At 57.2% G+C, this 26788-nt stretch carries 16 protein-coding genes; 1 reads left to right on the forward strand and 15 read right to left on the reverse strand.

Annotated elements, in window-relative coordinates; all coding sequences use genetic code 11:
• Positions 1–76 precede the first annotated feature (76 nt).
• From QWJ34_RS19985 to argC, 8 genes are all read right to left on the reverse strand, one after another.
• A complete protein-coding gene (locus tag QWJ34_RS19985; protein ID WP_302730584.1) occupies positions 77–1168 on the reverse strand; it encodes a GGDEF domain-containing protein in 1092 nt (363 codons plus the stop codon).
• A 480-nt stretch (positions 1169–1648) separates the two neighbouring features.
• Entirely contained in the window at positions 1649–3052 is a 1404-nt protein-coding gene (argH, locus tag QWJ34_RS19990; protein WP_302730585.1) for an argininosuccinate lyase, read from the reverse strand.
• Between the two features lie 879 nt (positions 3053–3931).
• Positions 3932–5161 (reverse strand): argininosuccinate synthase, encoded by a 1230-nt coding sequence (locus QWJ34_RS19995; RefSeq protein ID WP_302730586.1) that lies wholly within the window; start codon positions 5159–5161, stop codon positions 3932–3934.
• A gap of 125 nt (positions 5162–5286) precedes the next feature.
• Positions 5287–6243, reverse strand: coding sequence for an ornithine carbamoyltransferase (gene argF / locus QWJ34_RS20000; RefSeq protein ID WP_302730587.1), 957 nt, complete (start codon positions 6241–6243; stop codon positions 5287–5289).
• 114 nt (positions 6244–6357) lie between these two features.
• Positions 6358–7536 carry an aspartate aminotransferase family protein gene (locus QWJ34_RS20005; protein WP_302730588.1) on the reverse strand — a complete coding sequence of 393 codons (1179 nt, stop codon included), beginning with the start codon at positions 7534–7536 and terminating at the stop codon, positions 6358–6360.
• Between the two features lie 358 nt (positions 7537–7894).
• Positions 7895–8662, reverse strand: coding sequence for an acetylglutamate kinase (gene argB, locus QWJ34_RS20010; RefSeq protein WP_302730736.1), 768 nt, complete (start codon positions 8660–8662; stop codon positions 7895–7897).
• Positions 8663–8941: 279 nt separating this feature from the next.
• Positions 8942–10171, reverse strand: a complete 1230-nt coding sequence (gene argJ, locus QWJ34_RS20015) for a bifunctional ornithine acetyltransferase/N-acetylglutamate synthase (RefSeq protein ID WP_302730590.1) — start codon at positions 10169–10171, stop codon at positions 8942–8944.
• Between the two features lie 46 nt (positions 10172–10217).
• Positions 10218–11270 (reverse strand): N-acetyl-gamma-glutamyl-phosphate reductase, encoded by a 1053-nt coding sequence (gene argC / locus QWJ34_RS20020; RefSeq protein WP_302730592.1) that lies wholly within the window; start codon positions 11268–11270, stop codon positions 10218–10220.
• Positions 11271–11559: 289 nt separating this feature from the next.
• On the opposite strand from argC, the gene QWJ34_RS20025 reads away from it, so the two are divergent.
• Positions 11560–12645 carry an Rpn family recombination-promoting nuclease/putative transposase gene (locus QWJ34_RS20025; protein ID WP_302730594.1) on the forward strand — a complete coding sequence of 362 codons (1086 nt, stop codon included), beginning with the start codon at positions 11560–11562 and terminating at the stop codon, positions 12643–12645.
• A 178-nt stretch (positions 12646–12823) separates the two neighbouring features.
• Here the strand turns inward: QWJ34_RS20025 and QWJ34_RS20030 are convergent, their stop codons facing one another.
• The 7 genes from QWJ34_RS20030 to QWJ34_RS20060 form a co-directional block, all read right to left on the reverse strand.
• Positions 12824–13705 (reverse strand): YitT family protein, encoded by an 882-nt coding sequence (locus QWJ34_RS20030; RefSeq protein WP_302730595.1) that lies wholly within the window; start codon positions 13703–13705, stop codon positions 12824–12826.
• A 10-nt stretch (positions 13706–13715) separates the two neighbouring features.
• Positions 13716–14829 (reverse strand): peptide chain release factor 2 gene (prfB, locus tag QWJ34_RS20035; RefSeq protein ID WP_302730597.1). Its coding sequence is split into 2 segments (ribosomal slippage): positions 13716–14756 and positions 14758–14829, totalling 1113 coding nucleotides; the frame shifts between segments, so codons are not numbered across the junction.
• Between the two features lie 180 nt (positions 14830–15009).
• Positions 15010–17460 (reverse strand): preprotein translocase subunit SecA, encoded by a 2451-nt coding sequence (gene secA, locus QWJ34_RS20040; RefSeq protein WP_302730599.1) that lies wholly within the window; start codon positions 17458–17460, stop codon positions 15010–15012.
• 197 nt (positions 17461–17657) lie between these two features.
• Positions 17658–18224, reverse strand: coding sequence for a ribosome hibernation-promoting factor, HPF/YfiA family (gene hpf, locus QWJ34_RS20045; RefSeq protein WP_302730601.1), 567 nt, complete (start codon positions 18222–18224; stop codon positions 17658–17660).
• A gap of 185 nt (positions 18225–18409) precedes the next feature.
• Entirely contained in the window at positions 18410–18892 is a 483-nt protein-coding gene (locus tag QWJ34_RS20050) for an Rpn family recombination-promoting nuclease/putative transposase (protein WP_302730737.1), read from the reverse strand.
• A 178-nt stretch (positions 18893–19070) separates the two neighbouring features.
• Entirely contained in the window at positions 19071–22616 is a 3546-nt protein-coding gene (locus QWJ34_RS20055; RefSeq protein WP_302730603.1) for a collagen binding domain-containing protein, read from the reverse strand.
• Between the two features lie 209 nt (positions 22617–22825).
• Complete coding sequence (locus tag QWJ34_RS20060; RefSeq protein WP_302730604.1) at positions 22826–26764, reverse strand: collagen binding domain-containing protein; 3939 nt, start codon at positions 26762–26764, stop codon at positions 22826–22828.
• Positions 26765–26788: the final 24 nt, after the last annotated feature.

Below are 26788 nucleotides of genomic sequence, written 5' to 3' on the forward strand. Positions count from 1 at the left end.
AAAACTCGTGCTGCATACTTGCTTCTACAGCGGCGATCCAAGCGGATCGAAACCGATTGCGAAACCCGCGGTGCGTTTAACTTTGTTCGTCGAGCTCCAGCACGCCGCAGGCCCGATTGCGCCCTTTTTCCTTGGCCCGATACAGCGCTTCGTCGACACGGTTGAAAAGCGTCTTGGGCGAACCGCTGTCCGACGAGCCGTAGCCGATCGACACGGTAAGGCGCAGGATGCGACCGTCGTCCAGCACAAACGGGTGCTCTTCGACCGCCAGGCGAATCCGCTCCGATACCTCCCCGATCTCGCGATCGTTCAGGCGGTCGAGCACAATTGCGAATTCTTCGCCGCCTTGACGCGCGCAGTAGCTGTTGGACGGCGTGTTCATGGGCAGCAGCGCGCCGAACTGCCGCAGAATGGCGTCGCCGCCGGGGTGTCCGTACGTATCGTTGATCTGCTTGAAATGATCGATATCGAGCAGAATCAGCGCAAACCGTTCTTTGGTCTTCACGGTCAGGCTTACCCGGCGTTCGTACAGCAGATGAAAAGCGCGCGGGTTGTTCAATCCGGTCAAAAAGTCTTTGTGCGCCGCTTCTTCCATAAACATAAACAGCTCGTTCGACCGCTTGAGATGGCGCAGCATCAGGAAAGTGAACACTCCGTCCCCGATAATGATCGGCGCGTACACCGGAACCACATCGAACGCCTGCACGCCCACGACAAGAAAGAAGCTCAGCAGGAACACGGAAAATTGCACAAAAAAAGCAAAGCCCCAGCGAACCGGTTCAAGCTTGTACGGACGTAAAAAGGAAGCCGCGAGCGCAAACGTCAGCATCGCGTTGCCCGCGCCGATTATCGACGAATAGCCGAACTCTCCGAAAAAAAACATCCGAAAAATCGCGATCACCACGCTGGCCGTCAAGCCGGCGGGAATGCCTCCGATATAAAGGGCAATAATAATAGCCGTCTGACGCAGATCGACGACGGCGTGATCGCTGAGCGGAAACGAAAATTTCATCAAAACGATGCCGACGATCCCGAGCGCCGCACCGGCTCCCCAGGACTTCCATCGGCTGTCCCTAAACCGCGATCGGTTGACTTTGTTCAGCAGAATGTTTCCGAAAAACAGCAGCGTCGCCAAAACGGTGAAATTTACAAATAACTCTTTGAACATAATCCGGTATATGCCTCGCAATCTTCAGCCTGTTAAACCAGGCCGCTCCCCCTATATTTTACCTTAATCCATTTATATTGCAAAGACGCGCTAAGTCGAAATGAGTCGGATTGTCTCGGATAATAGAAGGTATGCTTAAAAAAGCAAGCCATTCGGGAAGATTAACGCAAAAAAGCCGCCTCTTAGCAGCTTGTCTCATCTTAAATAGTAGGATTTCGTTTGGCTGAATTGCACACGGTTTAAGTGCGATTCAGACGGACGAAACCGTACATCTGAGTGAGACAAGTCGCCAGCAGCTTGTCTCATCTTAAATAGTAGGATTTCGTCTGGCTGAATCGCACACGGTCTAAGTGCGGTTCAGACGGGCGAAACCGTACATCTGGGTGAGACAAGTCGCTTAGCAGGACGGCTTATGTCGAGACTATGCTTTTTTCATATGGATCGGTCCATGATCAAGCGTATTTACGGAATCCGCGAAACTTAATTCTGGTTTTCCAGCCATTCGGTCGTGCGTTCCAGCGTCTGCTCCGCCCGTCCGATCGCCGCTTCCACCTGCGGCGCGGCGGTGCCGCCGTAGACGTTGCGCGCGTTGACCACATTCTCGGGCTGAAGCACGTTGTAAATCTCTTCGTCGAACAGGTCGGAGAATTCGCGGAATTCGTCCGGACTGAGATCGAGCAGATATTTGCCGTTCTCGATGCAGTACAGCACCGCTTTGCCGATGACTTCGTGCGCCTGGCGGAAAGGCAGGCCTTTGCCGACCAGGAAGTCCGCGATATCGGTCGCGTTCGAGAAGTCTTTGTTGACGGCTTCGCGCATGCGGCCGGTGCGGACTTTCATCGTCGCGATCATCGGCGCGAACAAGCGCAGCGCGCCGTCGAGTGTCGCCACGGTATCGAACATGCCTTCTTTGTCTTCCTGCATGTCTTTGTTATAAGCAAGCGGCAGCGACTTGAGCACCGTCAGCAGACCCATCAGGTTGCCGTACACGCGACCGGTCTTGCCGCGCACCAGCTCGGCCACATCCGGGTTCTTCTTCTGCGGCATGATGCTGCTGCCCGTGCAGAACGCGTCATCCAGTTCGACGAAGCCGAACTCGGTGCTGCTCCACAGTACCAATTCTTCGCACAGGCGCGACATATGCATCATCAGGATCGAAGCGCCGGACAGGAACTCCAGGATGAAGTCGCGGTCGCTGACCGCGTCCAGGCTGTTCTCGTACACGCCGTCGAAGCCGAGCTGCTCCGCCACGAAATGGCGGTCGATCGGGAACGTCGTACCGGCGAGCGCGCCCGCGCCCAGCGGCAGGATATTGATGCGTTTGTAGCTGTCCATAAGCCGCTCCGCGTCGCGCTGGAACATGGACACGTAAGCAAGCAGATGATGCGCAAAAAGAATCGGCTGCGCCCGCTGGAGATGCGTATAGCCCGGCAGAATGGTCGCCGTATGCTGCTTCGCCTGCTCCAGCAGCGCCTGCTGCACATTCTGGACAAGATTCGTCAGTTCCACGACGCGGCTGCGCAGATACAGGTGCATATCGGTCGCCACCTGGTCGTTCCGGCTGCGTCCGGTATGCAGTTTGCCGCCGACCGGTCCCACCTCTTCGATCAGGTGCTTCTCGATATTCATATGGATGTCTTCGTCCGACACGGAGAATTCGACCTGTCCGGCTTCGATCTTGTGCAGGACTTTGATCAGCCCCTGCGAGATCGTATCGGCGTCTTCCTGCGGAATAATACCGCACTTGCCCAGCATGGCGACATGCGCCAGGCTGCCCTGGATATCTTCCTCGGCCAGCGCTTTATCGAAATTGATGGAGGCGGTGTATTCTTCGACCAGACGATCGGTCGGTTTGGTGAAGCGTCCTCCCCAGAGTTTGTTCATCAGAAGTCCTTTCCCCTCCCAAACCCTCCCCGAGGGAGGGCCCCAAAGGGCTACCGCCCTCTGGACACCTGTAAGGTAAAGGCGTCCGTTCGAGGAGTATGGGAAGTTCGGCTTTTTTTATTGGTTGTTGCGGGTGCCGTGTGCCGCCGCCCGGCCTGCCTTCGGCGGCCGCGGCCTGGGTCCGAGCGGGCGAGCACGGCGCGGGCAGCTGTTCGCTGCCTTGTGCAGCGCGTGTGTGGGACTCGCGCGGGTCGAAGGCGGGCGGCTTCGCCTCGCCCTGTTCGACCAGAAGACCCGGGGCCGAAGGCGGGCGGCTTCGCCTCGCCCTGTTCGACCGGAAGACCCGGGGGCGAAGGCGGGCGGCTTCGCCTCGCCCTGTTCGACCGGAAGACCTGGGGCCGAAGGCGGGCGGCTTTGCACGCCCTGTTCGGCCAAGACCCGGGGCCGAAGGCGGGCGGCTTCGCACGCCCTGTTCGGCCAAGACCCGGGGTCGAAGGCGGAGCGCTTCGCCGCTCCTGTTCGACCGAGACCCGGGGCCGGAGGCAGAGCGCTGCGCGACTCTTGTCCGGCCGGGTTCCAATGCGAAGAGGCAGTATTGGCTTCGCAAGATCGTGCTTCGCAGGGTCCCGGGTCTTATCCGGCTTACAGTGAAAGCCGGATGCCCCTCCCCACTCTCACCCCTGCGGGTGAGAGGCTCTGCACCCGGAAAGGCTCAGCGGGCAGAGGGAAAGATCCGTGAAGGAGACCTGGCGTTCGCCTTTGAAACCGGGAAGATTCCACTTAAATCTAATCATTCTTCCTGGTTTCAACAAGCGACCGTAACGGAACTTTCCCGGCGTCCCCAATCTGCCTTTCCCTCTCGCATAGGCCTTTCCGAGCTTACTTCTGCTCGACCCCGGCTCCTACTTTCAGCCGCAAAGCATTCAAACGAATAAAGCCGGTCGCGTCTTTCTGGTCGTAAGCCTGGCTCGGGTCGGCTTCCATGGTGGCGATGTCCGGGTTGTACAGGCTGACCGGGCTTTTGACGCCGGCGCCGATGATATTGCCTTTGTACAGCTTCACGCGGACCGTACCGGTCACGTTTTTCTGGCTTTCCGTCACCAGGGCCTGCAGCGCAAGGCGCTCCGGAGCGAACCAAAAGCCGTTATAAACCAGCGTGCTGTAGCGGGTCAGCAGGGAATCGCGCAGGTTCATGACCTCGCGGTCCATGGTCAGCGATTCCATTTTGCGGTGCGCGGTGAACAGGATGGTGCCGCCCGGAGTCTCGTAGACGCCGCGGCTCTTCATGCCGACAAAACGGTTCTCGACCATGTCCACGCGGCCGATGCCGTGTTTGCCGCCGAGTTCGTTCAGCGTGTTCATCACTTCGAGCGGGCTCAGTTTCTCGCCGTTCAGCGATACCGCGTTGCCCTGTTCGAATTCGATCTCCAGTTCTTCCGGCTGATCGGGAGCGTCCTGCGGGTCCGCGCTGAGCAGGAACATCTCTTTGTTTTCCGGGGCGCTCGGGTCGAACCATGGATCTTCCAGCACGCCGCTCTCGTAGCTGATATGCAGCAGATTGCGGTCGGTGGAGTAAGGCTTCGCGGCGGAAGCGGTGACCGGGATGCCGTGCTGCTCGGCGTAAGCGATCATCTCGGCGCGGCCCGGAAACGTTTCGCGGAACTCGTCGAGTCTCCACGGCGCGACGACCTGGATATCCGGCGCGAGGGCGGCGACGCCGAGTTCGAAACGCACCTGGTCGTTGCCTTTGCCGGTCGCGCCGTGCGCGATCATGGTCGCGCCTTCGGCGCGGGCGATCTCGACCATCCGTTTGGCGATCAGCGGACGGGCGATGCTGGTACCGAGCAGGTACTGGCCTTCGTACAGCGCCGCGGCCTGGAACATCGGGTAGATGAAGTCCGACGCGAATTCGGCCTGCAGATCGTCGATATAGACTTTGGAAGCTCCGGTCGCCAGCGCTTTTTCTTCGAGGCCGTCCAGTTCTTCCTTCTGACCGATATCCGCCGTAAAAGCAATGATCTCCGCGTCGTACGTTTCTTTGAGCCATTTCAAAATGATCGACGTATCCAGTCCCCCGGAGTACGCGAGCACGATTTTTTCTTTAGTCATGGTTCCTGATTCCTCCGCTCTAAAATGTCGATACGTTCTCGTTTACCGTTCATCCCCTTGTTCGGCGCGAAAGCGGCGTTCTCCTGCCTGTTCGCGGGATTCGCCGCTTTCCTTGTGCTTGAGTATTACGCCATCAGGGTCGCCATAACCGCTTTCTGCGCATGCAGACGGTTCTCGGCTTCGTCGAAAATCACGCTGTTCCTGCCGTCGATCACGCCCGCGCTCACTTCTTCGCCGCGGTGCGCCGGCAGGCAGTGTAGGAACAGATAGTCCGCTTTGGCGCCGCTCACCAGTTCTTCGTTGACCTGATAGTCTTTAAACGCCTGCTCGCGCACTTTCTGCTCTTCCTCGAAGCCCATGCTCGCCCAGACGTCCGTGTACACGGCGTCGGCGTTCTCGACCGCTTCGCGCGCGTCGCGCACGATGGCGATCTTCGATCCGGTTTCGCTTGCGATCTCCTGCGCCTGGCGCACGATCTCCGCATCCGATTCGTACCCTTCCGGGCTTGCGATGCTGACGTCCATGCCCATCTTCACGCCGCCGAGCAGCAGGGAGTGGGCCATGTTGTTGCCGTCGCCGACATAGGCCAGCTTTTTGCCTCTCAGCGCGCCTTTGTGCTCCTGGATCGTTTGCAGATCGGCGAGCACCTGACACGGATGGCCGAGATCGCTCAGCGCGTTGATGACCGGGATATCCGCGTATTTCGCCAGCTCCGTTACGTTTTCGTGGCCGAAGGTGCGGATCATGATGCCGTCCAGGTAGCGCGACAGAACGCCGGCCGTATCGGCGATCGTTTCACCGCGGCCGAGCTGGATATCGTTTTTGCTGAGAAAAAGAGCGTGTCCGCCGAGCTGGAACATCCCCACTTCGAACGAGACGCGGGTGCGGGTCGACGACTTTTCAAAAATCATCCCCAGCGTTTTGCCTTCGAGCGGCCGGAAAATCTCTTTCGTGTTCTGTTTGCGTTTGAGTTCGATCGCCAGATCGAGCAGGTATTGAATTTCTTCGGTCGTATAGTCGGTCAGTTCGACGAGGTCGCGTCCTTTAAGGGCGTGCCCGTGAGCCTGTTGGGTCAAGTCCATGAATAAGCCTCCTTGGTTCGTTTCTTGGCAAAAAGAAAAGCGTCTGCGAGCCGTCCTCGCGGCCCGGCCCGCCAAACGCTGGATACGCGTTTCTTCGCCGCCGCGCTTGCTTTTCTATACGCTGTGCGTCGGCACTTTCTCCTGAATGATCGAAGTCAGCAGGTTGACGGCCTGGTGGACTTCTTCTTCGCTCACGTAGAGATTCGGCAGCAGACGGATCACGTTCGGTCCGGCGGTGACGAACAGCAGACCGCGCTTCTGGCCTTCGAGCACCAGATCGCCGACCGGTCCCGTGCACTCGATGCCGATCAGCAGACCCAGTCCGCGGACTTCTTGGACAAAAGGATGATCGCCCAGCTCTTTGCGCAGCTCGCCGGCGAGCAGCTCGCCGATCTTCGCCGCATGCTGCGGCAGATCGTCTTCCTGCATCGTTTCGATCGTCGCGATAATGGCGGACGACGCGAGCGGCGTGCCGCCGAACGTCGTAGCGTGGCTGCCGGCGATAAACGCTTCTTTCAAATATTCGCGTCCGAGCATGGCGCCGGCCGGAAAGCCGGAAGCGACGCCTTTGGCGACGGTGAAGATATCCGGTTTAAGTCCGTAGCGATGATGCGCGAACCAGGCGCCTGTACGGCCCATGCCGGTCTGCACTTCGTCGACGATCAGCAGGATGCCTTTGTCGCGGCAGAGCTGTTCGATCTGCTTGGCGTACGTTTCGTCCAGCGGGTATACACCGCCTTCGGCCTGCACCATCTCGATCATGACGGCCGCCGTGCGTTCGTTGACCGCATCCTCGATTGCCCGGATATCGTTCGGCGGTACGGTGACGAAGCCGGCCGGCAGCGGCAGGAAGCCTTCTTTGACTTTGTCCTGTCCGGTCGCGGTCAGCGTCGCCAGCGTGCGTCCGTGGAACGATTTGCCGAGCGTAACGATCTCGTAACGCTCTTCGCCTTTGACTTTCTGGAAGTAGCGGCGAGCCAGCTTAATCGCGGCTTCGTTCGCCTCGGCTCCGCTGTTGCAGAAGAATACGGCGTCGGCCTGCGCGACTTCGGCCAATTTTTGCGCGGCTTCTTCCTGCTTCGGCACGATAAACAGGTTCGACGTATGCCACAGGGTGTCGATCTGTTCTTTGAGCTTGTCGGAGACTTTCTTCGGCGCGTGGCCGAGATTGGTGACGGCCAGGCCGCTCATGAAGTCAAGGTATTTGTTTCCTTTGTCGTCCCAGAGCCAGCTGCCCTGGCCTTTGACGAAAGCCAGAGGGTATCTGGCGTAGGTTTGGAATAATGAAGACATGTTTTGCACGCTCCTTCCTGGTATGCGGTGCGGGAGGGGCTGCGGGAAAAGTCCATTACGATCGCTTGTTGAAATCGGGAAACTTGATTGAATTTTTTGATGGTAGTTTCCCGATTTCAAAGGCGAACGCTGGCGCTTCTTCATCGGACTTTTCCCTCCGCCTGTTACGCTTGCTCGTCGTGATCGTTCAAAAAATTAAGAACGGGGACACAGAATCGATTTTGATGTATCGATTCTCTCGCATTTAAGTACAGTTCCATTGCTTGCGTTTTATTGCTTGAGTTCTATTATTCAAGCTTTATCGCTTGAGTAAGCTTTATTGCTTGAACTCTATTTAACGTTCAATTCTCTCCAACCCTCATCGCCTTATGGCGGTTCCGATAGCTTCGCCGGACAGGAGGCGGGTAAGGACGCGGGGTTCGCCGCCGTCGACGATCACGACTTCGCGGACGTCGCCGTGGATACACTTCATGGCGGCGCGGACTTTCGGGATCATGCCGCCGTAGATCTCGCCGCTTTCGATCATCTCTTCGATCTCGGCGAAGGTGACGGAAGGCAGCGCGGTTTTGACGCCGTCCACCGTCTTCAGGATGCCGGGCACGTCGGTGACGACGATCATCCGCTCGGCGCCGATGAAGGAAGCCACCGCTCCGGCGGCGGTGTCGGCGTTGATGTTGTAGCGCTGACCGGCGGCGTCCACGCCGAGCGGGGCGATCACCGGCATATATCCCATGCCGAGAATGCCGGCGACGATGTCCGCTTCCACGCGGACGACATCGCCCACCAGGCCGACTTCGTCGGCGTTCGGAACCGGCTCGGCCTGGATCAGCGAGCCGTCCGAACCGGACAGGCCGAGCGCTTTGCCGCCGGCCGATTGAATGCGCCGCACGATCGATTTGTTGATCGTCCCGGCCAGGACCATCTCGACGACGTCGAGCACGTCCTCCGTCGTCCGTCTCAGCCCGTTCACGAACTCCGTCTCGATGCCGAGCTTCTCCAGGTTCCCGGAGATCGCCGGGCCTCCTCCGTGCACGATCACCGGCCGCACGCCGCTTTGCTGCAGCTCCGCCAGATCGGCGAAGAACGCTTCCGGCAGCGCAGCCAGGGTGCTGCCGCCGCATTTCATGACGAACGAAGCGCCCGCGCCCGCCGCGTTCGACGGTCGGGTCTGCGGTGCAGACGAAGCGCCGCTGTCGCCGGGGAAACGATAAAGCTGTCGGTTTGTAGGCATTCAACTGCTCCTTCCGGCCGATCCAGTCCCTCGTCATTTCTTAATCGGGGATTTACGTTCGCCTGCGCCCCGGATCGGCATTGTTTGGATACCCTATATGTCTATCGCTTACGAATGATGTTCTTTTTTATAAGAATGATCCGCGTTTATCAAGATCGTCCGCTTCCTATCCGCTCAGGTCCGGTACGCCGCGTTGATCCGCACGTAATCGTACGTCAGGTCGCAGCCCCAGGCTGTCGCCGACGCCCCGCCCATATTCAGCTCGACGGAGATCTGCACGGTATCGCCTTTGAGATACTCCAGCGCTTCTTCTTCGTCGAACGCGACCGGCTGGGATGCGGTCAGCACGACAATGCCGCCGAGCCGGATATCGACCGTATCGGGATTCACCGGCACACCGGCGCGGCCGACGGCGGCGATAATGCGGCCCCAGTTGGCGTCCGCGCCGTATACGGCCGTTTTGACCAGGCTGGAGCCGATCACGGTCTTCGCGATCGCCCGCGCCGATTCTCCGCTCTCCGCGCCGTCGACGATGACTTCGACCAGTTTGGTCGCGCCTTCTCCGTCTCTGGCGATCGCTTTGGCGAGATACCGGCACACATGGCCGAACGCTTCGGCAAAAACGTTCCAGTCCGGATGATCCCCGTTCAGCTCGTCCGCCTGGTTCGAAAGCCCGCTCGCCAGCGCGACCAGCATATCGTTGGTGCTCGTATCGCCGTCCACGGTAATCATGTTGAACGTATCGTCCGTCGCCTGCCGCAGCAGGCCGTGCAGCGCTTCGCTGCCGATCTTCGCATCCGTCGTCACAAAAGCCAGCATGGTCGCCATATTCGGATGGATCATGCCGGAGCCTTTGGCCGCGCCCGCAATCCGCACCGTTTGTCCGCCGACTCTTACGGAAACGCAGATTTCTTTTTTTACAAGGTCGGTGGTAAGGATCGCCTGGCTGAACTGCTCGCCGCCGTCCGCGTCGTCCGTCAGCTCTCCTGCGAGCCGGCTGATCCCGTCGCGCACGCAGTCCATTTTCAGATTCTCGCCGATGACGCCGGTCGAAGCGACCGCGACGTCTTCTTCGCTTACTCCGAAGCTTTCCGCGGCCAGCCTGCGCATCTCGTAAGCGTCGGCGTCGCCCTGTTTGCCCGTGCACGCGTTGGCGTTGCCGCTGTTGACGATCACGGCGCGCAGCACGCCGTTATTCAGGCTTTCGCGCGTCGTTTGCAGCGGAGCCGCCTGAAAAATATTCGTCGTATACACAGCCGCCGATGCCGCCGGTACATCGCAGACGATGGCGCCGATGTCGTTTCTGTCCGTTTTTTTCAGCCCGCAGTGCAGTCCGGCCGCCCGGAACCCCCGCGGGGTAATGATCGAACCGCCGTCGACGACGGTGTAAGAAGGAACTGCCATGAGACATGTCCGCCTTTCGCGTATGGAATCTTGGGAAATCTAAAAGTTAAGGATAGACCGGAATAAAGTTCAGCCCTTCCGCCTCGTCCCAGCCCATCATCAGGTTGAGATTCTGGATCGCCTGGCCCGCCGCGCCTTTGACCATATTGTCGATCGCCGACACAATCGTGACGCGGCCGGTGCGCTCGTCGACGGAGAAGCCGATATCGCAGTAATTCGAGCCCGACACTTCTTTGGTCGCCGGCAAAATGCCGTTTTCGCGGATGCGCACAAACGGACGGTCTGCATAAAAAGTTCGATACAAATCGATAAAATCCTGCGCGGCGCGCGTATCGTCGACCGAAGCGTAGATTGTGCTCAGAATGCCGCGCGTCATCGGAATCAGGTGCGTGGTAAACGTCACGACCACCTCCCGGCCGGCCGTTTCCGTCAATACCTGCTCGATCTCCGGAATATGCTGATGCGCATTGACTTTGTAAGCTTTCACGCTTTCGTTGATTTCGCTGTAATGCGTGCCGAGCCCGGTCCCGCGTCCCGCGCCGGATACGCCGGTCTTGGCATCGATAATGATCGTGGCAGGATCGATCCAGCCTTCTTTGACCGCCGGAATCAGTCCAAGCAGCGTCGCGGTCGGAAAACAGCCGGGATTGGCGATCAGCGGCTGCCCGGATACCCGTTCGCCGTACACATCGCTCAGGCCGTATACGGCTCGCTCCAGCATATCGTTTGCAGCCGGGGAACGCTTATACCATTTTTCATAAACCGCCCCGTCTTTGAGCCTCAGGTCGCCCGACAGGTCGATCACTTTCAGTCCCTGCTCCAGCAGCTTCGGAGCCAGCTCGGCGCTTACGCCGGCCGGAGTCGCAAGAAACACGACGTCCGCTTTGTTTTTCAATACCGCGGGCTCGATGGCTTCAAGCTCCAGCTCGATAATATTCGTTAAATGGGGAAAACTCGCGCTAAGGGGCGTGCCGCCGCTCGACGACGAGAGGACGCAGCACACTTCCGCATAGGGATGATGGTGCAGCAGACGAATCAGCTCCGCGCCTCCGTATCCGGTCGCGCCTACGATTGCCGCTTTGATCTTGCCGTTGCTCATACCGTTTCCGCCTCCGCTCCTTCGGTTCTCTCTAGATGGATATGCATGAAACCGAAATAATTATGTATTATTATACGTTTAATATTATATAAATACAACCTAACCGATAAAAAGTTCACATTCTGTGAAAGACGACAAGCAAAAAGCTATATAGGAACATATATTCCCTTTCTATCGCTTTTCGACTATAATATAAGCATACAATAAACGATCCCGGCGCACACTCCCAGGCGCGATCGAAAAGTATTCCTTTTTAAATATGAATTCGATCGATGGGAGGGAAATAGGTTTGGAATGGGATAACGAAAGCTCCGCGCATCATCCGTACGACAAAGCGTACAAACTGCTGCTGTCCAGCCGCGAACTGTTTGCCGAACTGCTGCACAGCTTCGGAGGGCGGCGATGGACGGAAGAGATTTTGCCGCAGGATTTGACGAGGGTCGACAAGTCATACATTTTGAGCGATTATAGAGAAAAAGAAGCCGATCTGGTCTACAGGGCGAGGCTTCGCGGACAGAACGTTTATTTCTATATACTGCTTGAACTGCAATCGAAAGTCGATTTTCAGATGCCGCATCGGCTGCTAACGTATATGACGGAGATCTGGCGGGACTTGCTGCGCAACACCAAACAATCGGAGAAGAAGCGTAAGTCGCATCGGCTTCCCGCGATTGTGCCGATCATTCTGTACAACGGCAGCGCTCCGTGGACGGCGGCCCGTTCGTTTCGCGAAACGCTGGACGGTCAGGAGCATTTCGGCGCAGAGCTGTTGGATTTTCGCTATATTCTGCTCGATGTTAAGCGGCTGGACGAATGGCAGCTGGAAGAGATGGAGAATCTGATCGGGCTTGTATTTCTGGCAGAGAAACAGCAGGACAGTATCCGGCTTGCCGAGCGGCTGATGAAATCGAGCCGAGTGCTCAAAGAACTCAGCCCGGAACTGTTTCAGCTGTTCAAGTCCTGGTTCAAGATCGTTAATCCCAAAGAAACGGAAGTGATTGGTCCGGTGCTCGATAAGTTCAACGATCCGAAAGGAGCGGAGGAAATGATTTCGAATGTGACGAAAGTGCTGCGCGACGGATATAACGAAATGCGGCGGAAAGGGCTGGAAGAAGGCCGTATAGAAGGACTGGAGCAGGGTTTAGAGCGAGGTCTCGAACAGGGTCTCGAACAGGGTCTCGAGCAAGGTCTCGAGCAAGGTCTTGAGCAAGGTCTCGAGCAAGGTCTTGAGCAAGGTCTCGAGCAGGGCCGAATAGAAACGCGGCGCGAAATCGCACTCAAGCTGCTGGCCGAAGGAATGGAGACGCGGCAGGCCGCGCGAATCTCCGGTTTGGCGGAAGAAGAAGTCGAGCGGCTCTCCAGCCTGCTGGGCTGATTCGCTCTTTTCCCCTCACGACAAGCCAAACCTGTCAGTTTATAAAAAAGCCGTTTCCCGGTTGAATTCCCGGGAAACGGCTTTTAATTACGCATCAACCTGTACGCGATCCAATGAAATCGAGCACAGCACAGGTAGACGTTTCTTTTACGTATTTGGTTATCCTTACGCAGGAGTTTTACATCTGAATCTTAAACCCTTCGCCCAATACCTCCTGAGCGTTGCTGATCACCACAAATGCTCCCGGGTCGACCGAGCGTACCAGTGTTTTGAGCCGACTCGTCTCGCTCTGGCCGATTACCACCATCAGGACCGGACGGGATTCGCCGGTGTAACCGCCGCGGCCGCTGAGTTCGGTCAGCCCGCGGTCCAGATCGCGCAGAATCACTTCCGTGACCTCTTCCCGTTTATCCGAGATGATATAAGCAACCTTGGTATAGCCGAGCCCCATCTCGACCGCGTCGATCACCTTGCCCGTTACATACAGACCGATCAGTGCGTACAGCGCGTTTTCGATCGACAGGGTGAAGCCCGCCAGCACGATTACCGTACCGTCGGTCAGCATCACGCACAGCGACAGGCTGAGCCCGGTATACTTTTGCAGCAGCTGCGCCACGATCGACAGCCCGCCGGTCGAGCCCCGGCCGCGAAACACGATCCCAAGTCCCAAACCGACGCCGATTCCGCCGTACAGCGAAGCCAGCAGCGGATTGGCGGTCGGAACCGGCCAGTCGCGCGTCAGGTAAATCAGCAGCGGCAGGCACACGGTGCCGATCAGCGTACGCACGCCGTACTGCCTGCCCAGGAATACGACGCCGGCGATAAACAGCGGAATATTGAACAGCCACTGCGAAAACGCGGGTTCGATCCCGAACCACGCTTCGATAATGATCGAAAGTCCCGATACGCCGCCGGACGCGATCCGGTTGGGCAGAAGAAACAGGTTGAACGCAACGGCGGTAATAAACGAACCGAGTACGATCAGCAGGGCGTCGACCGCGTTGCGGCCGGGTCCGTCAATCGGAATCAGCGGTTTTCTTCGGACTCTGCCGGTTTGCATGGTTTCCGCTTTACTCCGTTTCAACTTTGAGCTGGCTGCGCAGGTAAGCGTCGACGAACGGATCGAGCTCGCCGTCCATTACCGCGCCGATATTGCCCGTCTCGTGCGTGGTCCGATGGTCTTTGACCATGCTGTACGGATGGAATACGTACGAACGGATCTGGCTGCCCCAGCCGATCTCGGACTGCTCGCCGCGGATTTCCGCCAGTTCCTGCTTCTGCTCTTCGATCCTGCGTTCATAAAGCTTGGAACGCAGCATCGTCATGGCGCGCTCGCGGTTCTTGATCTGCGACCGCTCGTTCTGACAGGTGACGACCACGCCGGTCGGAAGGTGGGTAATCCGGACGGCGGAGTCGGTCGTATTGATATGCTGACCGCCGGCGCCGCTGGCGCGGTACGTATCGATCTTGAGATCTTCCGTGCGAATCTCGATATCGATCGTGTCGTCGATTTCCGGCACCACGTCGCACGATACGAACGAAGTATGCCGTCTGCCCGAAGCGTCGAACGGCGAGATGCGCACCAGACGGTGCACGCCTTTTTCCGCTTTGAGGTAGCCGTAAGCGTTATAGCCCTTGATCAGCAGCGTGACGCTTTTGATCCCCGCTTCGTCGCCCGGCAGGTAGTCGAGCGTTTCGACTTTGAAGCCGCGCTTCTCGGCCCAGCGGGTGTACATACGCAGCAGCATTTGTCCCCAGTCCTGCGACTCGGTGCCGCCGGCGCCGGGATGCAGTTCCAGGATCGCGTTCATTTTATCGTAAGGCTCGCTGAGCAGCAGCTGCAGCTCGAACGCGTTCATCTTCTCGACAAGCTCGTCGATGCCGGACGCCACTTCGGCAGCCATTTCTTCGTCGTTTTCTTCGTCGGCCAGTTCGGCCATCAGCGACGCGTCGTCGTAATCCTGCTGCAGCTTTGCATATTGATCGACGGAACCCTTGACGGCGTTCATCTCCGCAATCAACGCCTGCGCTTTGTCGCTGTCGTCCCAGAAATCGGGCGCGGCCATTTTTTCTTCGTAGTTGGCGATCATCTCCTGCTTAAGATCTAAGTCAAAGAGACCCCCTAAGGTTGGTTAATTTCTGCGCCATCTCGCGCAGATCCTGCTTCACTTTCGGATCGATCATTTGTCCTCACCTCGTGGATAGTCTGGTGTGCAGTTTTATAAATCGATGCAGCGGCGCTCCGCCCGTAAACAGCCCTTCGGCCCGGCTCCCGGAAGTATTTCCGGAAACCGGGCCGGGCTAAGTCATGACTTCGCACCGCCGAATACGGCTAAACGTCCGCGAACGCGCTCCGCAGCCGAATCAGCGCTGCGCGCGGCGCTCTTTGCGGGAAACTCTTTTCTCCGCGGCGTCCGGGCTGTTGGTGCTGATCTTCTTCTCGTCGATAACCGCTTCGCGCTGCTGGTTCGACTCGACGCGGGCTTTCATGATATACGTCGAAACTTCTTCCTGAATGCTGGCGATCATCTGATTGAACATTTCGAAGCCTTCGAACTGATACTCGCGCAGCGGGTCCGTGCCGCCGTACGCTCTCAGGTGGATACCCTGGCGCAGCTGATCCATGGCGTCGATATGGTCCATCCATTTGCGGTCGACCGCGCGAAGCGCGATAACCTTCTCGAATTCCCGGACCATTTCTTCGCCGAGCGATTCTTCGCGTTCGTTATAGCGCTGGAGGACTTTATCGTACAGATATTCGGTGATTTCGGAAGCTTCTTTGCCCCACAGCTCGTCGCGCTTAATCTCGCCTTCTTCAAGCAGCTTGGCGTTGATGTACTCCGCCACTTCTTCCAGTTCCCAGTTCTCCGGAATATCGTCGCCGGTATGCGCTTCGACCACGCGTTCGATCGTCGCTTTGATCATGTCCAGGATAATGGACTTGACGTTCTCGGCTTCCAGCAGTTCCATGCGCTGTTTGTAAATCACGCCGCGCTGCTGGTTCATCACGTCGTCATATTGGAGTACGACTTTACGCGTATCGAAGTTATTGCCTTCGACACGCTTCTGCGCCGATTCGACCGCGCGCGTAATCATGCGGCTTTCGATCGGCTGGTCTTCTTCGAAGCCCAGCCGCTCCATCATGTTCAGCACGTTGTCCGCGCCGAACCGCTTCATCAGTTCGTCGCCCAGCGACAGGTAGAACTGCGTCGAGCCCGGATCGCCCTGGCGTCCGGCGCGGCCGCGCAGCTGGTTGTCGATCCGGCGCGATTCGTGGCGCTCCGTCCCGATGATATGCAGTCCGCCTACATCCTGCACGCCTTCGCCGAGCATGATATCGGTACCGCGTCCCGCCATGTTGGTCGCGATCGTAACCGCGCCCGGCTGCCCGGCGTTCGAGATGATCTCGGCTTCTTCGGCGTGGAACTTGGCGTTCAGCACCTGGTGGCGGATGCCTTTTTTCTTCAGCATTTCCGACAGCAGTTCGGAGTTCTCGATCGAGACCGTACCGACCAGAATCGGCTGATTCTTCGCATGGCGTTCTTCGATCTCGCTGACCACGGCTCTGAACTTGCTGGCTACGCTCTTGTACACGACGTCCGAAGCGTCATGCCGCTGGTTCGGCCGGTTTGTCGGTACCTGCAGCACTTCGAGGCCGTATACTTTTTTGAATTCTTCTTCCTCGGTCTTCGCCGTACCGGTCATGCCGGCCAGCTTGCGGTACATCCGGAAGTAGTTCTGGAAGGTGATCGTCGCGAGCGTCATGCTCTCGTTCTGAACGGTAATGCCTTCCTTCGCTTCGATCGCCTGGTGCAGACCGTCGCTGTAGCGGCGTCCCGCCATCAGGCGGCCCGTAAAGTCGTCGACGATCACGACTTCGTCTTCCACGACCACGTAGTCCACGTCGCGGCGCATAATCACGTTGGCTTTGAGCGCCTGTACGATATGGTGGTTGAGCGTGACGTGCTTCTGGTCGTACAGGTTGTCGATGCCGAAGTCGCGTTCCGCTTTGGCGGCGCCTTTATCGGACAGCGAAACGGATTTGACTTTAATGTCGACCGTGAAGTCTTCTTCGGCCTGCAGACGCTTCACGAAGCGGTCGGCCAGGAAATAAAGCTCCGTCGATTTCTGGGCCTGGCCGGAGATAATCAGCGGCGTACGCGCTTCGTCGATCAGGATGGAGTCCACTTCGTCGATAATACAGAAATACAGCGGACGCTGAACCATCTGTTCTTTGTACAACACCATGTTGTCGCGCAGGTAATCGAAACCGTACTCGTTGTTCGTTCCGTATGTGATATCGCAGGCGTAAGCCGCTTGTTTCTGTTCGTGCGCCATACCGCTCAGGTTGAGCCCCACGGTCATTCCGAGGAAGTTGTACACCTGCGCCATTTCCTCGCTGTCGCGCTGCGCCAGATAGTCGTTGACCGTAACCACGTGCACGCCTTTGCCCAGAAGAGCATTCAAATAAACCGGAAGAGTGCCGACCAGCGTCTTGCCTTCCCCGGTTTTCATTTCCGCGATCCGGCCGTTGTGCAGAGCGATACCGCCGACAAGCTGGACGTCGTAATGACGTTTGCCGAGTGTGCGTTTGGAGGCTTCGCGCGTCGTCGCGAACGCTTCCGGCAGCAGGCTGTCGATCGATTCGCCTTTTTCCAGACGCTCCCGGAATTCGACGGTTTTGTTTTTCAATTGTTCGTCGGTCAGCTTTTCGAAATCCGGTTCCATTTTATTAATGATGTCTACGGTGCGCATGAACTTCTTGACGTCCCGTTCGTTCATATCCCCGAAGATTTTTTTGACAAGTCCTAACATGTTGTGCCCCTTTCGTGCAAAACGGATGGTTTGCCTAAATTGTACCAGCTTGAGCGGGCACGGGCAACCGCGTAAGACGGCGTCCGGCCGGTATCCGTGAAACTTTCCAACATATTATATACGCACAAAGAGCCTCATCCGGTGCGGACAAGGCTCATTTTCTTGAAATTTCGTGATGGATTTGTGAAAATCCGAAATTATTCCTGCTCGATCAGACCGTATTTCCCGTCGTTGCGGCGATAAACCACGTTGACGGTCTCGGTGTCGATGTTCGAGAAAACGAAGAAGCTGTGGCCGATCATGTTCATCTGCAGGATCGCTTCTTCCACGTCCATCGGTTTGAGCAGGAAGCGCTTGTTGCGCACAACCTGGAGTTCTTCCTCGGCCTCCTCCTCGTCGGTCGACGGGGAAACGGAAGCGTTGGTACCCTCGTCCACGAACAGCCCCTTGAGGCTTTCGTCTTGACGGAATCTGCGGTTCATCTTGGTCTTGTGCTTGCGAATCTGGCGCTCCAGCTTCGACAGCACCGAGTCGATCGACGTGTACATGTCATCGCTCCGGTCTTCCGCGCGAAGGAAAATACCGCCCGGAAGAGGGATCGTCACCTCTACCTTGTGAATGCCTCGCGTTACGCTGAGCGTAACCGTACCTTCCGTAGCAGGGGGAATATCGAAGTACTTGTCGAGCCGGCTGAGTCTCTTGTCGACATAGTCTCTCAGAGCATCAGTAACCTCAATTTGTTGTCCTCGAATCGCAAAATCCATAGGGCACTCCTCCTTCTGATTACACCTTCATTATACCACAATGTAAGCGCCGAGTAAAAATCGTGTAAACGAATTCGGGAGACCGGTTCGCCTACTTCTTCCCGGCGCTTTTGCGGCTGGGGTTCATACTCTTCTTTAACCGGTATGGGTGGAGGGCAAACGGAAGGAGGGCGTTCGATTTGCGCTTATCCTTCTTGGCTGCCGTTCTTCAGCGAGCCAATTTCTTCTTCTGTAAGGCCGGTAATCTCCGCTATCATTGGGATGTCGAGATTCCTGTCGAGCATACGGCGGGCACTGGCAAGATTGGCTGCTTTAACTCCTTCTTTGATGCCTTCTTTCAATCCCTCTTCCATGCCCTGTTCTCTGCTTGCTCTGCGCATACCGTTCAGTTCGTACTTGGCAAACTCCCTGGCTTCATAGAGTTGTCTGATTTCATCGTTTCCGCTGAAATACTCCAATCTTTCCTCCGTGCGACAAATCGCTTTATCCATTTCCATCAGCTCCTTTAACTGAGGTCCCGAAATATCCTGCTTCATAAAAACTAACCATCGGTGCAGCGGATCGGCAAAATCTTTTTGAATCTTATTAAAAACCGGCAGCTCGATAAAACGAACCTCCAGATCATCCGTCAGCTTTAAACTTCGATCCTTGTCTTCATATTCTCGAATTCAATAAAAATTGCGTTCGATTCATGATGGGGTTGAACTTGTATCCCTTTCATTATAACATCCGCCGCACAGATCGGTACCGCCTCAGTCCAAGTAAAAAAGCCCTTTTCCCGCTCCGGTAAAGGAGAAGAAAAGGGCTTGCCGGCTGTAAGAGTGAGACCTTACAGCCGGATTAAGCTTATTTCGATACGCGTCCCGTCCGTCTCAGGATAAACCCGAGCAGGATGAGACCGGCGCCGCCCATTACGAACGGAAGCTTGCTGCTCTCGCCTGTCTGCGGCAGAGTCGGTTCACTCGATACGACCGTACCCTGGATGACCGGTACTCCCTGCGGAATCGTATCGTCCGGCAGAATGACCGGCGTATCCTGCGGTACCGTGCTGTCCGGAATCGGCAGAATCGGCGTTGAAGGCTCGTCCGTCGCCGGCAGAATCGGAGGACCCTGCGGCGTTGGTTCGTCCGGCACCGGAATCGTCGTGTCGATCGGATTTTCCGGCGTTGTCGTATCGACCGGCGTATCCGGGATAATCGGCGGGCCCGAAGGTACCGTCGTATCCGGAATGGTCGTATCCGGCGTCGTCGGAATGATCGGCGTTACCGGTGTGCCCGGATTGGTAGGCGTTCCCGGATTTGTCGGTGTGCCTGGATTTGTTGGCGTTCCGGGATTGGTCGGGTTGCCCGGGTTTGTAGGATTACCCGGATTGTCGGGGTTTCCTGGGTTGCCCGGGTTATCTGGATTGCCCGGGTTGCCGTTATTTGGCGTGTTGGCAATCGTAATTTGCTTCACGCCGCCCGAGTCGATGACGCTGCGGTCGATCACGATGCTGCGCGTTGCGCCCTCGCTGCCGATCGCGTAGCCCGAAGGCGCCTGCGTTTCGGTCAGCGTATAAGTGCCGTACAGCAGATTGTTAAACTTGATCTTGCCGCTTGCGTCGGTCGTAAGCGAAATCGGCTGTCCTTGTCCGTTATTGTTGGTCAGTTGGAAAGTAGCGCCGGCCAACACTTTGGATTGATTGGACGAATCGACCTTGGTGATTTCCAGAGCGCCGCGCACCCCGGAGCCCGAACCGGAACCCGAAGATTCTTTTACGATAACCGTGGTCGGCTCGGTTGTAACGGTGTTGACATTGTCACCTTGGAAGCTGACCTTGTTGCTGATCGCGTCATTTACACTCGCCTTGATCAGCGAAGAATAGGTCAGGACATAAGCCGAGTCGATCTGATTCTTGAACGAGAGCGTAAACGTCTCCTGCTCACCGGGATTTCCTGTGAATTCAATCGTATAATCGGTGTCTGCCTTCAAAGGAGTCTGATCGAGAGCGATCGAACCGTTGGCTCCCACAGTCGCTTTGTAAAGACGGAACGAATCGCGATCGAGCAGCTGATTCGGCGTCGGCGTATCGATAATTTTGGCGTTCGACACAGTCCGTTTACCGCTATTGATCACTACGTTCCATGCAATGCGGTCGCCCAGCTGGTCGCCGTATTTGTAAACATATTCGCTGCCGTTGCCGCTTGGCTGCTTGTACGGATAGAACCCGACCTGCGAAGTGCTTGTAATGGCTTCGCCCTTAATCGTTCCGTTCAGGATCGATCTGTTTACGAATCCGTTCTCGGGCACATCCAGATTGTTCTCGTTGAAATCCGTCGTATACGTAATGACAATCTGCTCGGTAATCGGACGGTTAAATTGGATCACAAAGCTTTTTCCGTCGTTGGCCGGCGTGTACGTGTAAGCGGACCGGTCAACCGGCGTTCCGCTGCCCGTTTGCACACCTACGGAGTCTTTTACCAGAGTCAGGCCGCCGTTGAGGAGATAGTCCGTAACTACGGCATTTTCAATTGTCAGCTTATCGGTATTCACAAAGATCTGCCAGCCGGTCTGGCTCTTGCTATAGTCGACCGACGTGTTCAGCTTGTAGAAAATATTGCTGCGTCCAAGTTCCACCGAATCCTGGGACTGCTTGTCGCCGGCAGTGACCGTATTGGTTACTGTAGCGTCGTTTTGAAGATAAGTGGTACCTGCCGCGGTCGTTTGGTAATCGATGGTGACCAGCTTGGTGATATCGTGCAGGAACTGCAGATCGAATCCGCTGCCCGACTCGGTCACGGTGTAATCCGTTCCTTTTACCAGCGTTCGACCTTCGCTGCGAACCACGAACGAATCCGGCAGCAGCTTCTGGAACGAGCTGGAAACGCCTTCTCCGGTAGTTGTGAAAGAATCGTGCAGCAGAGCGTCGTTCTTGGCGATGTTCGCTTCATTGATATTGTACTGAATCGTCCACTTGACCGTCCGGTTCAGCAGATCGGAATCGGAAATCCGGCCCGTTTTCTTCAGTACGCCGTTGCCGCGTTCGATCTCCACGGTCTTGGAATCGCTCACCGGATCTTTGCCGCTGGCCGACAAGGTTGCCGTGTTGACGAATTTCGTTTCGGTACCCGAACCGATTTCCGTCGAATAATAAACACGGTATTCGTTGGCAATATCGCCGAGTTTCAAATTGATATTGCCCGAAGCGGTATCCAGCGTATAAGCGCCGGGATCGACCAGCTCTTCACTGTTGGACGCTCCCACTCTGTAAACTTGGATCGAATTTGCGATAAGATCCAGTCCCTGCGGAGTCGGATCGGTCAGAACCGCATTGTTCAAGCGCTGCGAGTCCGTATTCAAACTTACCGTCCATTTGATGCCGCCGTTTCTGTCTTCCCAACCCGTTTTGTGAATTTTCAACGGTTTTTTAGTGACAGGATACAAGATGTAGTTGGCTCCGCCTTCAATCGGGGTAACCGTTACTTCTTCTCCGCCATCAACAATTTTCTTTTTCAGCGAAGACACAATCGTCAGCGTTCCTTTTACATCGGAATGGTTCTCGATGTAGTCGTTGAACGTGATCGTTACGTGCCCGTCGATTGTAACTTCGAACGAGCCCACCGTTTCATTTCCGGAATCGGCGGCAGTAATGTCCGATTTGATCACATTGTAAATTGCAAATTCACTTGGCAGATCGAACTCGTAAGTCGAGCCGGCTCCGTACTTGTTGTCCGGCAGCGCCCAGGTGTAGTCCAGTCTGATCTCGCCGTTGGGATCGAAGTTCGCATTCGGGTCATTCGGCGAAAGCACATTGCCGTCTTTGTCCGTCAGCGTAACGCCGGTCAGGATGTTTTCCGTAATTTCTTGCTGCTCAAGCGCTTCTGCGGCAAGCTTCGCTTCCGCCTCTTCTTCCAGCGCGGCTTTCTCTTCGTCCGTCAGAGCTTCTTCGTCGTCCGCAGGAGCTTCAAGGTCCGTATCCGGAGCTTCTTCGCCCTCTGTCGGCGCTTCGACTTCGGTTCCCGGAGTCTCTTCGCCCGCTGCCGGGGTCTCGACTTCGGTTCCCGGCGTTTGCTCGTTATCTGTCGAAGTTCCCGGTTCTGCAGCAGGAGTTTCTTCCTCTGCCGCCGGAGCCTCTTCCTGTACCGGGGTACTTTCTTCACCGGCAGCCGCTTCGACTACCGGCGCTTCCGTACTGCTACTTTCGGTAACTTCCTCGCCTGTAATTTCCGCTGCAGGCTGCGAGGATTCCGTCTGATTGTCATTTTCTACAGCCGCTCCAACCGTTTCCTGCTGTGCAGGCTGGTCCGAAGTCACCTCTTCCGCTTGTGCACGTCCGATCCCTATGCCAAAAATAGTATGTAATACGAGCACCAGCGCCAGACATACGGCCCAAAACTTTCTGTTTTTACCCATACTTTGCACTATCCCTCCTCGATGTCGTTTGGTAACCCCAGAGACTAAAAAACCATGTAAAAAGGCCTTTTCAATATCATTCTATGTTAAACACCAATGCGGGACGATAAACCTAAAGTTCCTCTTTTTTATATAGATTTTGAATATAACGCTATAAAAAGCCCTACTGCGCCTTTCTCAAGCGTAGTAGGGCTTTTTGCCTGCTTCTTTTATTTCTGGGATTTTGCGGTTTTGGCATAACGGTGCAGTAAAAAGCCTATGGCCAACAAACCAAGCCCGGCCAGAGCAAACGGCAGCCGGCTTTCTTCGCCGGTTTGCGGCAGAATCGGCGCGCCTTCCGGCACGACGGTTCCCGGCACGGTCGGCGGGGTTTCCTGCGGAATATCGCCGCCTGGAACCGGCACATAAGGCTCTGCCGGCATAATTGGCGGAATCCCCTGCGGAACCGGTTCGCCGGGTACTGCCGTTTCCGGCTGCCCAGGCGCCGGGATCTGCGGCGTTCCACGCGGCGTGTCGTCGCCCGGAACCGGCACTTCGGGCTGCGGCTCTGCCGGATCGCTTACCGGCGTATCCGACGCCGGTTCCGGGATCTGCGGCGGGGAGGAAGGTCCCGGTTCGCCGGGAACCGGAACGCCCTGCGGCACATCGCTGTCCGGTACAGGGGCCCCGGGCTCATCCGGGATTACAGGCACGGCCGGCGGGCCGGAATTATCCGGATTGTTCGGCGGCGTGCCCGGTAAGGGCTGCTCGGGCTGAGGTCCCGGAGTTACCGGGACGCCGGGCCCAGTCGGAACCGGAGTATCCGGCTGCTGCGGAATGCCCGGTTCTGTCGGGGTTCCGCCGTCCGGCGGGGTTCCCGGTTCGCCCGGAGTCCCGCTATCCGGCGGATTTCCCGGTTCGCCCGGCACGACCGGCGCCGCTTCGTTGGCGACGGTCAGCTTCTTGAGGCCGCCTTCTTGACGCGCGTTTGCGTCGATCACTACCGTACGGACGCGCTGCGCCTCGTCCGTGCGGTAGCCTTCCGGCGCCTGCGTCTCCGTCAGCGTATAGCTGCCGTACAGCAGCTGTCCGAACACAATCCGGCCGTTCTCGTCGGTTGTCCGCGTAACGGCGGGACGCCGCTTGGCGGCATCCTGGAGCTCAAAAGTCGCTCCAGCCAAATATTTGGACGGATCGGCCGCGTCCACTTTCGTGACTTCCAACGCTCCGCGCACGCCGGCGCCCGTACCGGAACCGGAAGAAGTGCGCACCACGATCGAACGGCTGCTCTCGACCTGCCCGGTCGTCACGCCGGTGCCTTCAAAGCTCACCTCGTTGCTTACCGTTTCGCGGTCCGAGGCGTACAGCACCGATTGATATTCCAGGATAAAAGCCTGCCGGATCGGGCCGGCGAAGAGCAGTTCGAACCGCTCCGTATCGCCGGATGTAATCTTGAGCGTATAGTCCCGGCCTTTTACAAGCTCCTGGCCGCGGCTGAGCGAACCGTCCGCCGCGGCATCCGCCCGGTATACACGGAACGATTCTTCGTCCAATACCTGGTTGCGCGTCGGCGTATCCGTCACCTTGGCATTTTCCACGTAAGATTGTCCCCGGTTGATCGTCACGTTCCAGTCGATCCGGCTTCCCTGCTGAGCGCCGGTCTTGGAAACGTACTCGCTTCCGCCGGGAATCGGCACGCTCGCCGACCAGGTTCCCAGCGAAGAGCCTTCGCTGTCCAGGGAAGCTTCGTTCACCGCGGAACTGCCGACAATCTGTCCGTCCACCGTCGTTTTAAACGTAATCCAGTACGGCGTGTCGATCGGCTTGTTGAACGCGATTCGCAGTTCATTGCCGTTCGACTCGTCCGGAGGCGTCACCCTATAGTCGGCCGGGCTCGCCACCGCTCCTTTTTGCGCGCCGTTCTTCGAACCGGTCAGCACCAGATTGTGCACGGTCAGCGAGCCTTCTACGTAACGCTGCCCGGTCCGGATGGTATCGGTCAGCACCGCGCCGTTCAAAGCAAGGTTGTTATAGTTCGCTTTAATGTCCCAGGTCAGTTCTTTGGTCTGCGCGTTATAGCTGCCGGATTTCGATCCGTTCTGCTGCGTCAAAGTATCCGGCGTAAAACGGGCGACTACTTCGCGGCTGCGCGAATTCCTGCTCTCGCTCCAGACTACTTTTGCGCTGTTGACGAAGTCGGCCTGCTTACGATCGGTTTTCCACGTTTGATTGAATTTCGTCGTATACGTAACCGTCACGCTGTCCGTCAGCGTCCGGTTAAACCGAATCGTAAACCCCGACCGGTTCCCTTCCGGAATCGTCAGTGTATAATCCGCGGCCGGCAGCGCTTTTCCGGTCGACGTCAGCACTTTGAGCGAATCCGGCACCAGTTCCAGACCGCCGTTCGTAAACGTATCGGTCAGCACCGCATTCTCCATGCTGAACCGGTCTTCGTTGACGATCGAGCGCCACGACGCCGTTTTGAGCTTGTAGTTTACTCCGGTATTCGTCTTCGTCAGCAGGCTGCGCTGCAGCGTCTGCGAAGCCGATTTGCTGATCTTGCCCGTTGTAATCGTATTGGTGATCCGGTCGTTCGCGTACACCGCTCCGGCCGCTGCGGTACGGTACGTAACGGTATGCGCCGACTTCACCTCGTTTACAAACTGCAGGTCGAAACCGGTCCTCCCTCCAGACACGGGCACCGTTTTCACCGTATAATCCGTACCTTCGGCCAGTAAGCGGTTAGTCCCCGTTTCCGTGACTTTGAGCGTTCCTTCGACAAGTTTCTGGCCGCTGTTAAAACGATCCTGCAGCAGCGCTTCCTTCGCCGGAATCGTCAGCGAGCCGGCGTTGTAGCGTACGATCCAGTCGATCGACTGCGACTCGCGATCGTACGCGCCGACCGCTTTGCTCAGCAGTTCGCCGCGCTTAACCGTCACGGTCGCCGATGCCGTCGCCGGCTCGATTCCCTGCGCAGCGAGAGTCGCTGTATTCGTAAACTGCGTCTGCGCGCCCGCACCCACGCCCGTGCTGTATACGATTCGATAAGACTCTTTAACAACGGACTCGGCGCCAAAAGCAACGCGCAGCTCGCCCGATTCGTCCGCAGCCAGCGTATACGCTTCTTTCGGCAGCGGTTCCCCGAGCGTTCGCTGGCCGGACGCGGAGATTTGCAGACGATACACCTGCACCGACTCCGCGTCGAGCGTCAGCCCGTCGGGGATCTTATCGTTCAGCACCACCCCGTTCAAACGCTGCAGCGACGTGTTGATATCGACCGTCCAATCGATCGAGCCTCCGCCGCTGTTTGCTTCGCCTTTTTTATCGAGCAGCGCTCCGTTCTTCGGCAGCAATACCAGAACGACAACACGCTCGGTGTCCCCGATCGGGAACGGGATGCGGACTTCCGTGCTTTCTTTGACCGCTTCTTCCTTGAGTTCCGTCCGAACGGTCAGCGTCCCCGAAATCTCGGAATACTCTTCGACAAAACGATTGAACGTCACGGTGACATGTCCGTCCGTCGTTACGCCGAAGCTTCCGACCGCTTCTTGCGTCCCCTCGCCGATAGACAGCGGCACATCGCGGATCTCCGTATAAATGCGAAATTCCGACGGGAGATCGAATTCGAACGTCGATCCCGCTTTATACGTATGATCGCCCGGAAGCGCCCAACTATAATTCAGCAGGATTGTCGACTGCGGATCGAATCGTTTCACTTCGCCTGCGTCTCCCTCGATTGTGCGGCCTTCCTCATCCGTCAGCTTAACCGAGGTCAGGATATTCGCCGGATACACGGCGGCTTCTTCGTCAAGATCGTCAGCCGCGTCTTCTTTGGCAGCAGCCGGATCGGCAGCGCTTTGCTCGTCTTCTTCGACCGCCGCCGATTCGGAAATCCTTGTATCGTTCTGCTCGTCCCCGGTTGGTTCGGGCTCGCCTGATTCCGCTTGCTCCGCTTCAGTTCCGGCCGATTCGGTCTCGGTCGCCCGAGTTTCGTTTTCGGCCGCATGAGTCTCGATAGGTTCAGCCAGGGTTCCATTATCCGAGACTCCGGCTTCGCTTTGCTGCGGCTGTTCCTGGTTCTGTTCTCCGGCCGGCCGCGCTTCCGGCGCTTCGGCCCGGACCTGTCCGTCAACCCCACCCCAGCCCAGCAAGCTATGTAGGATCAGCATACATGCAATAAACGCTACTCCGAT

It is taken from the genome of Saccharibacillus sp. CPCC 101409 (genome assembly GCF_030518235.1).
Classification (GTDB): Bacteria; Bacillota; Bacilli; order Paenibacillales; family Paenibacillaceae; genus Saccharibacillus.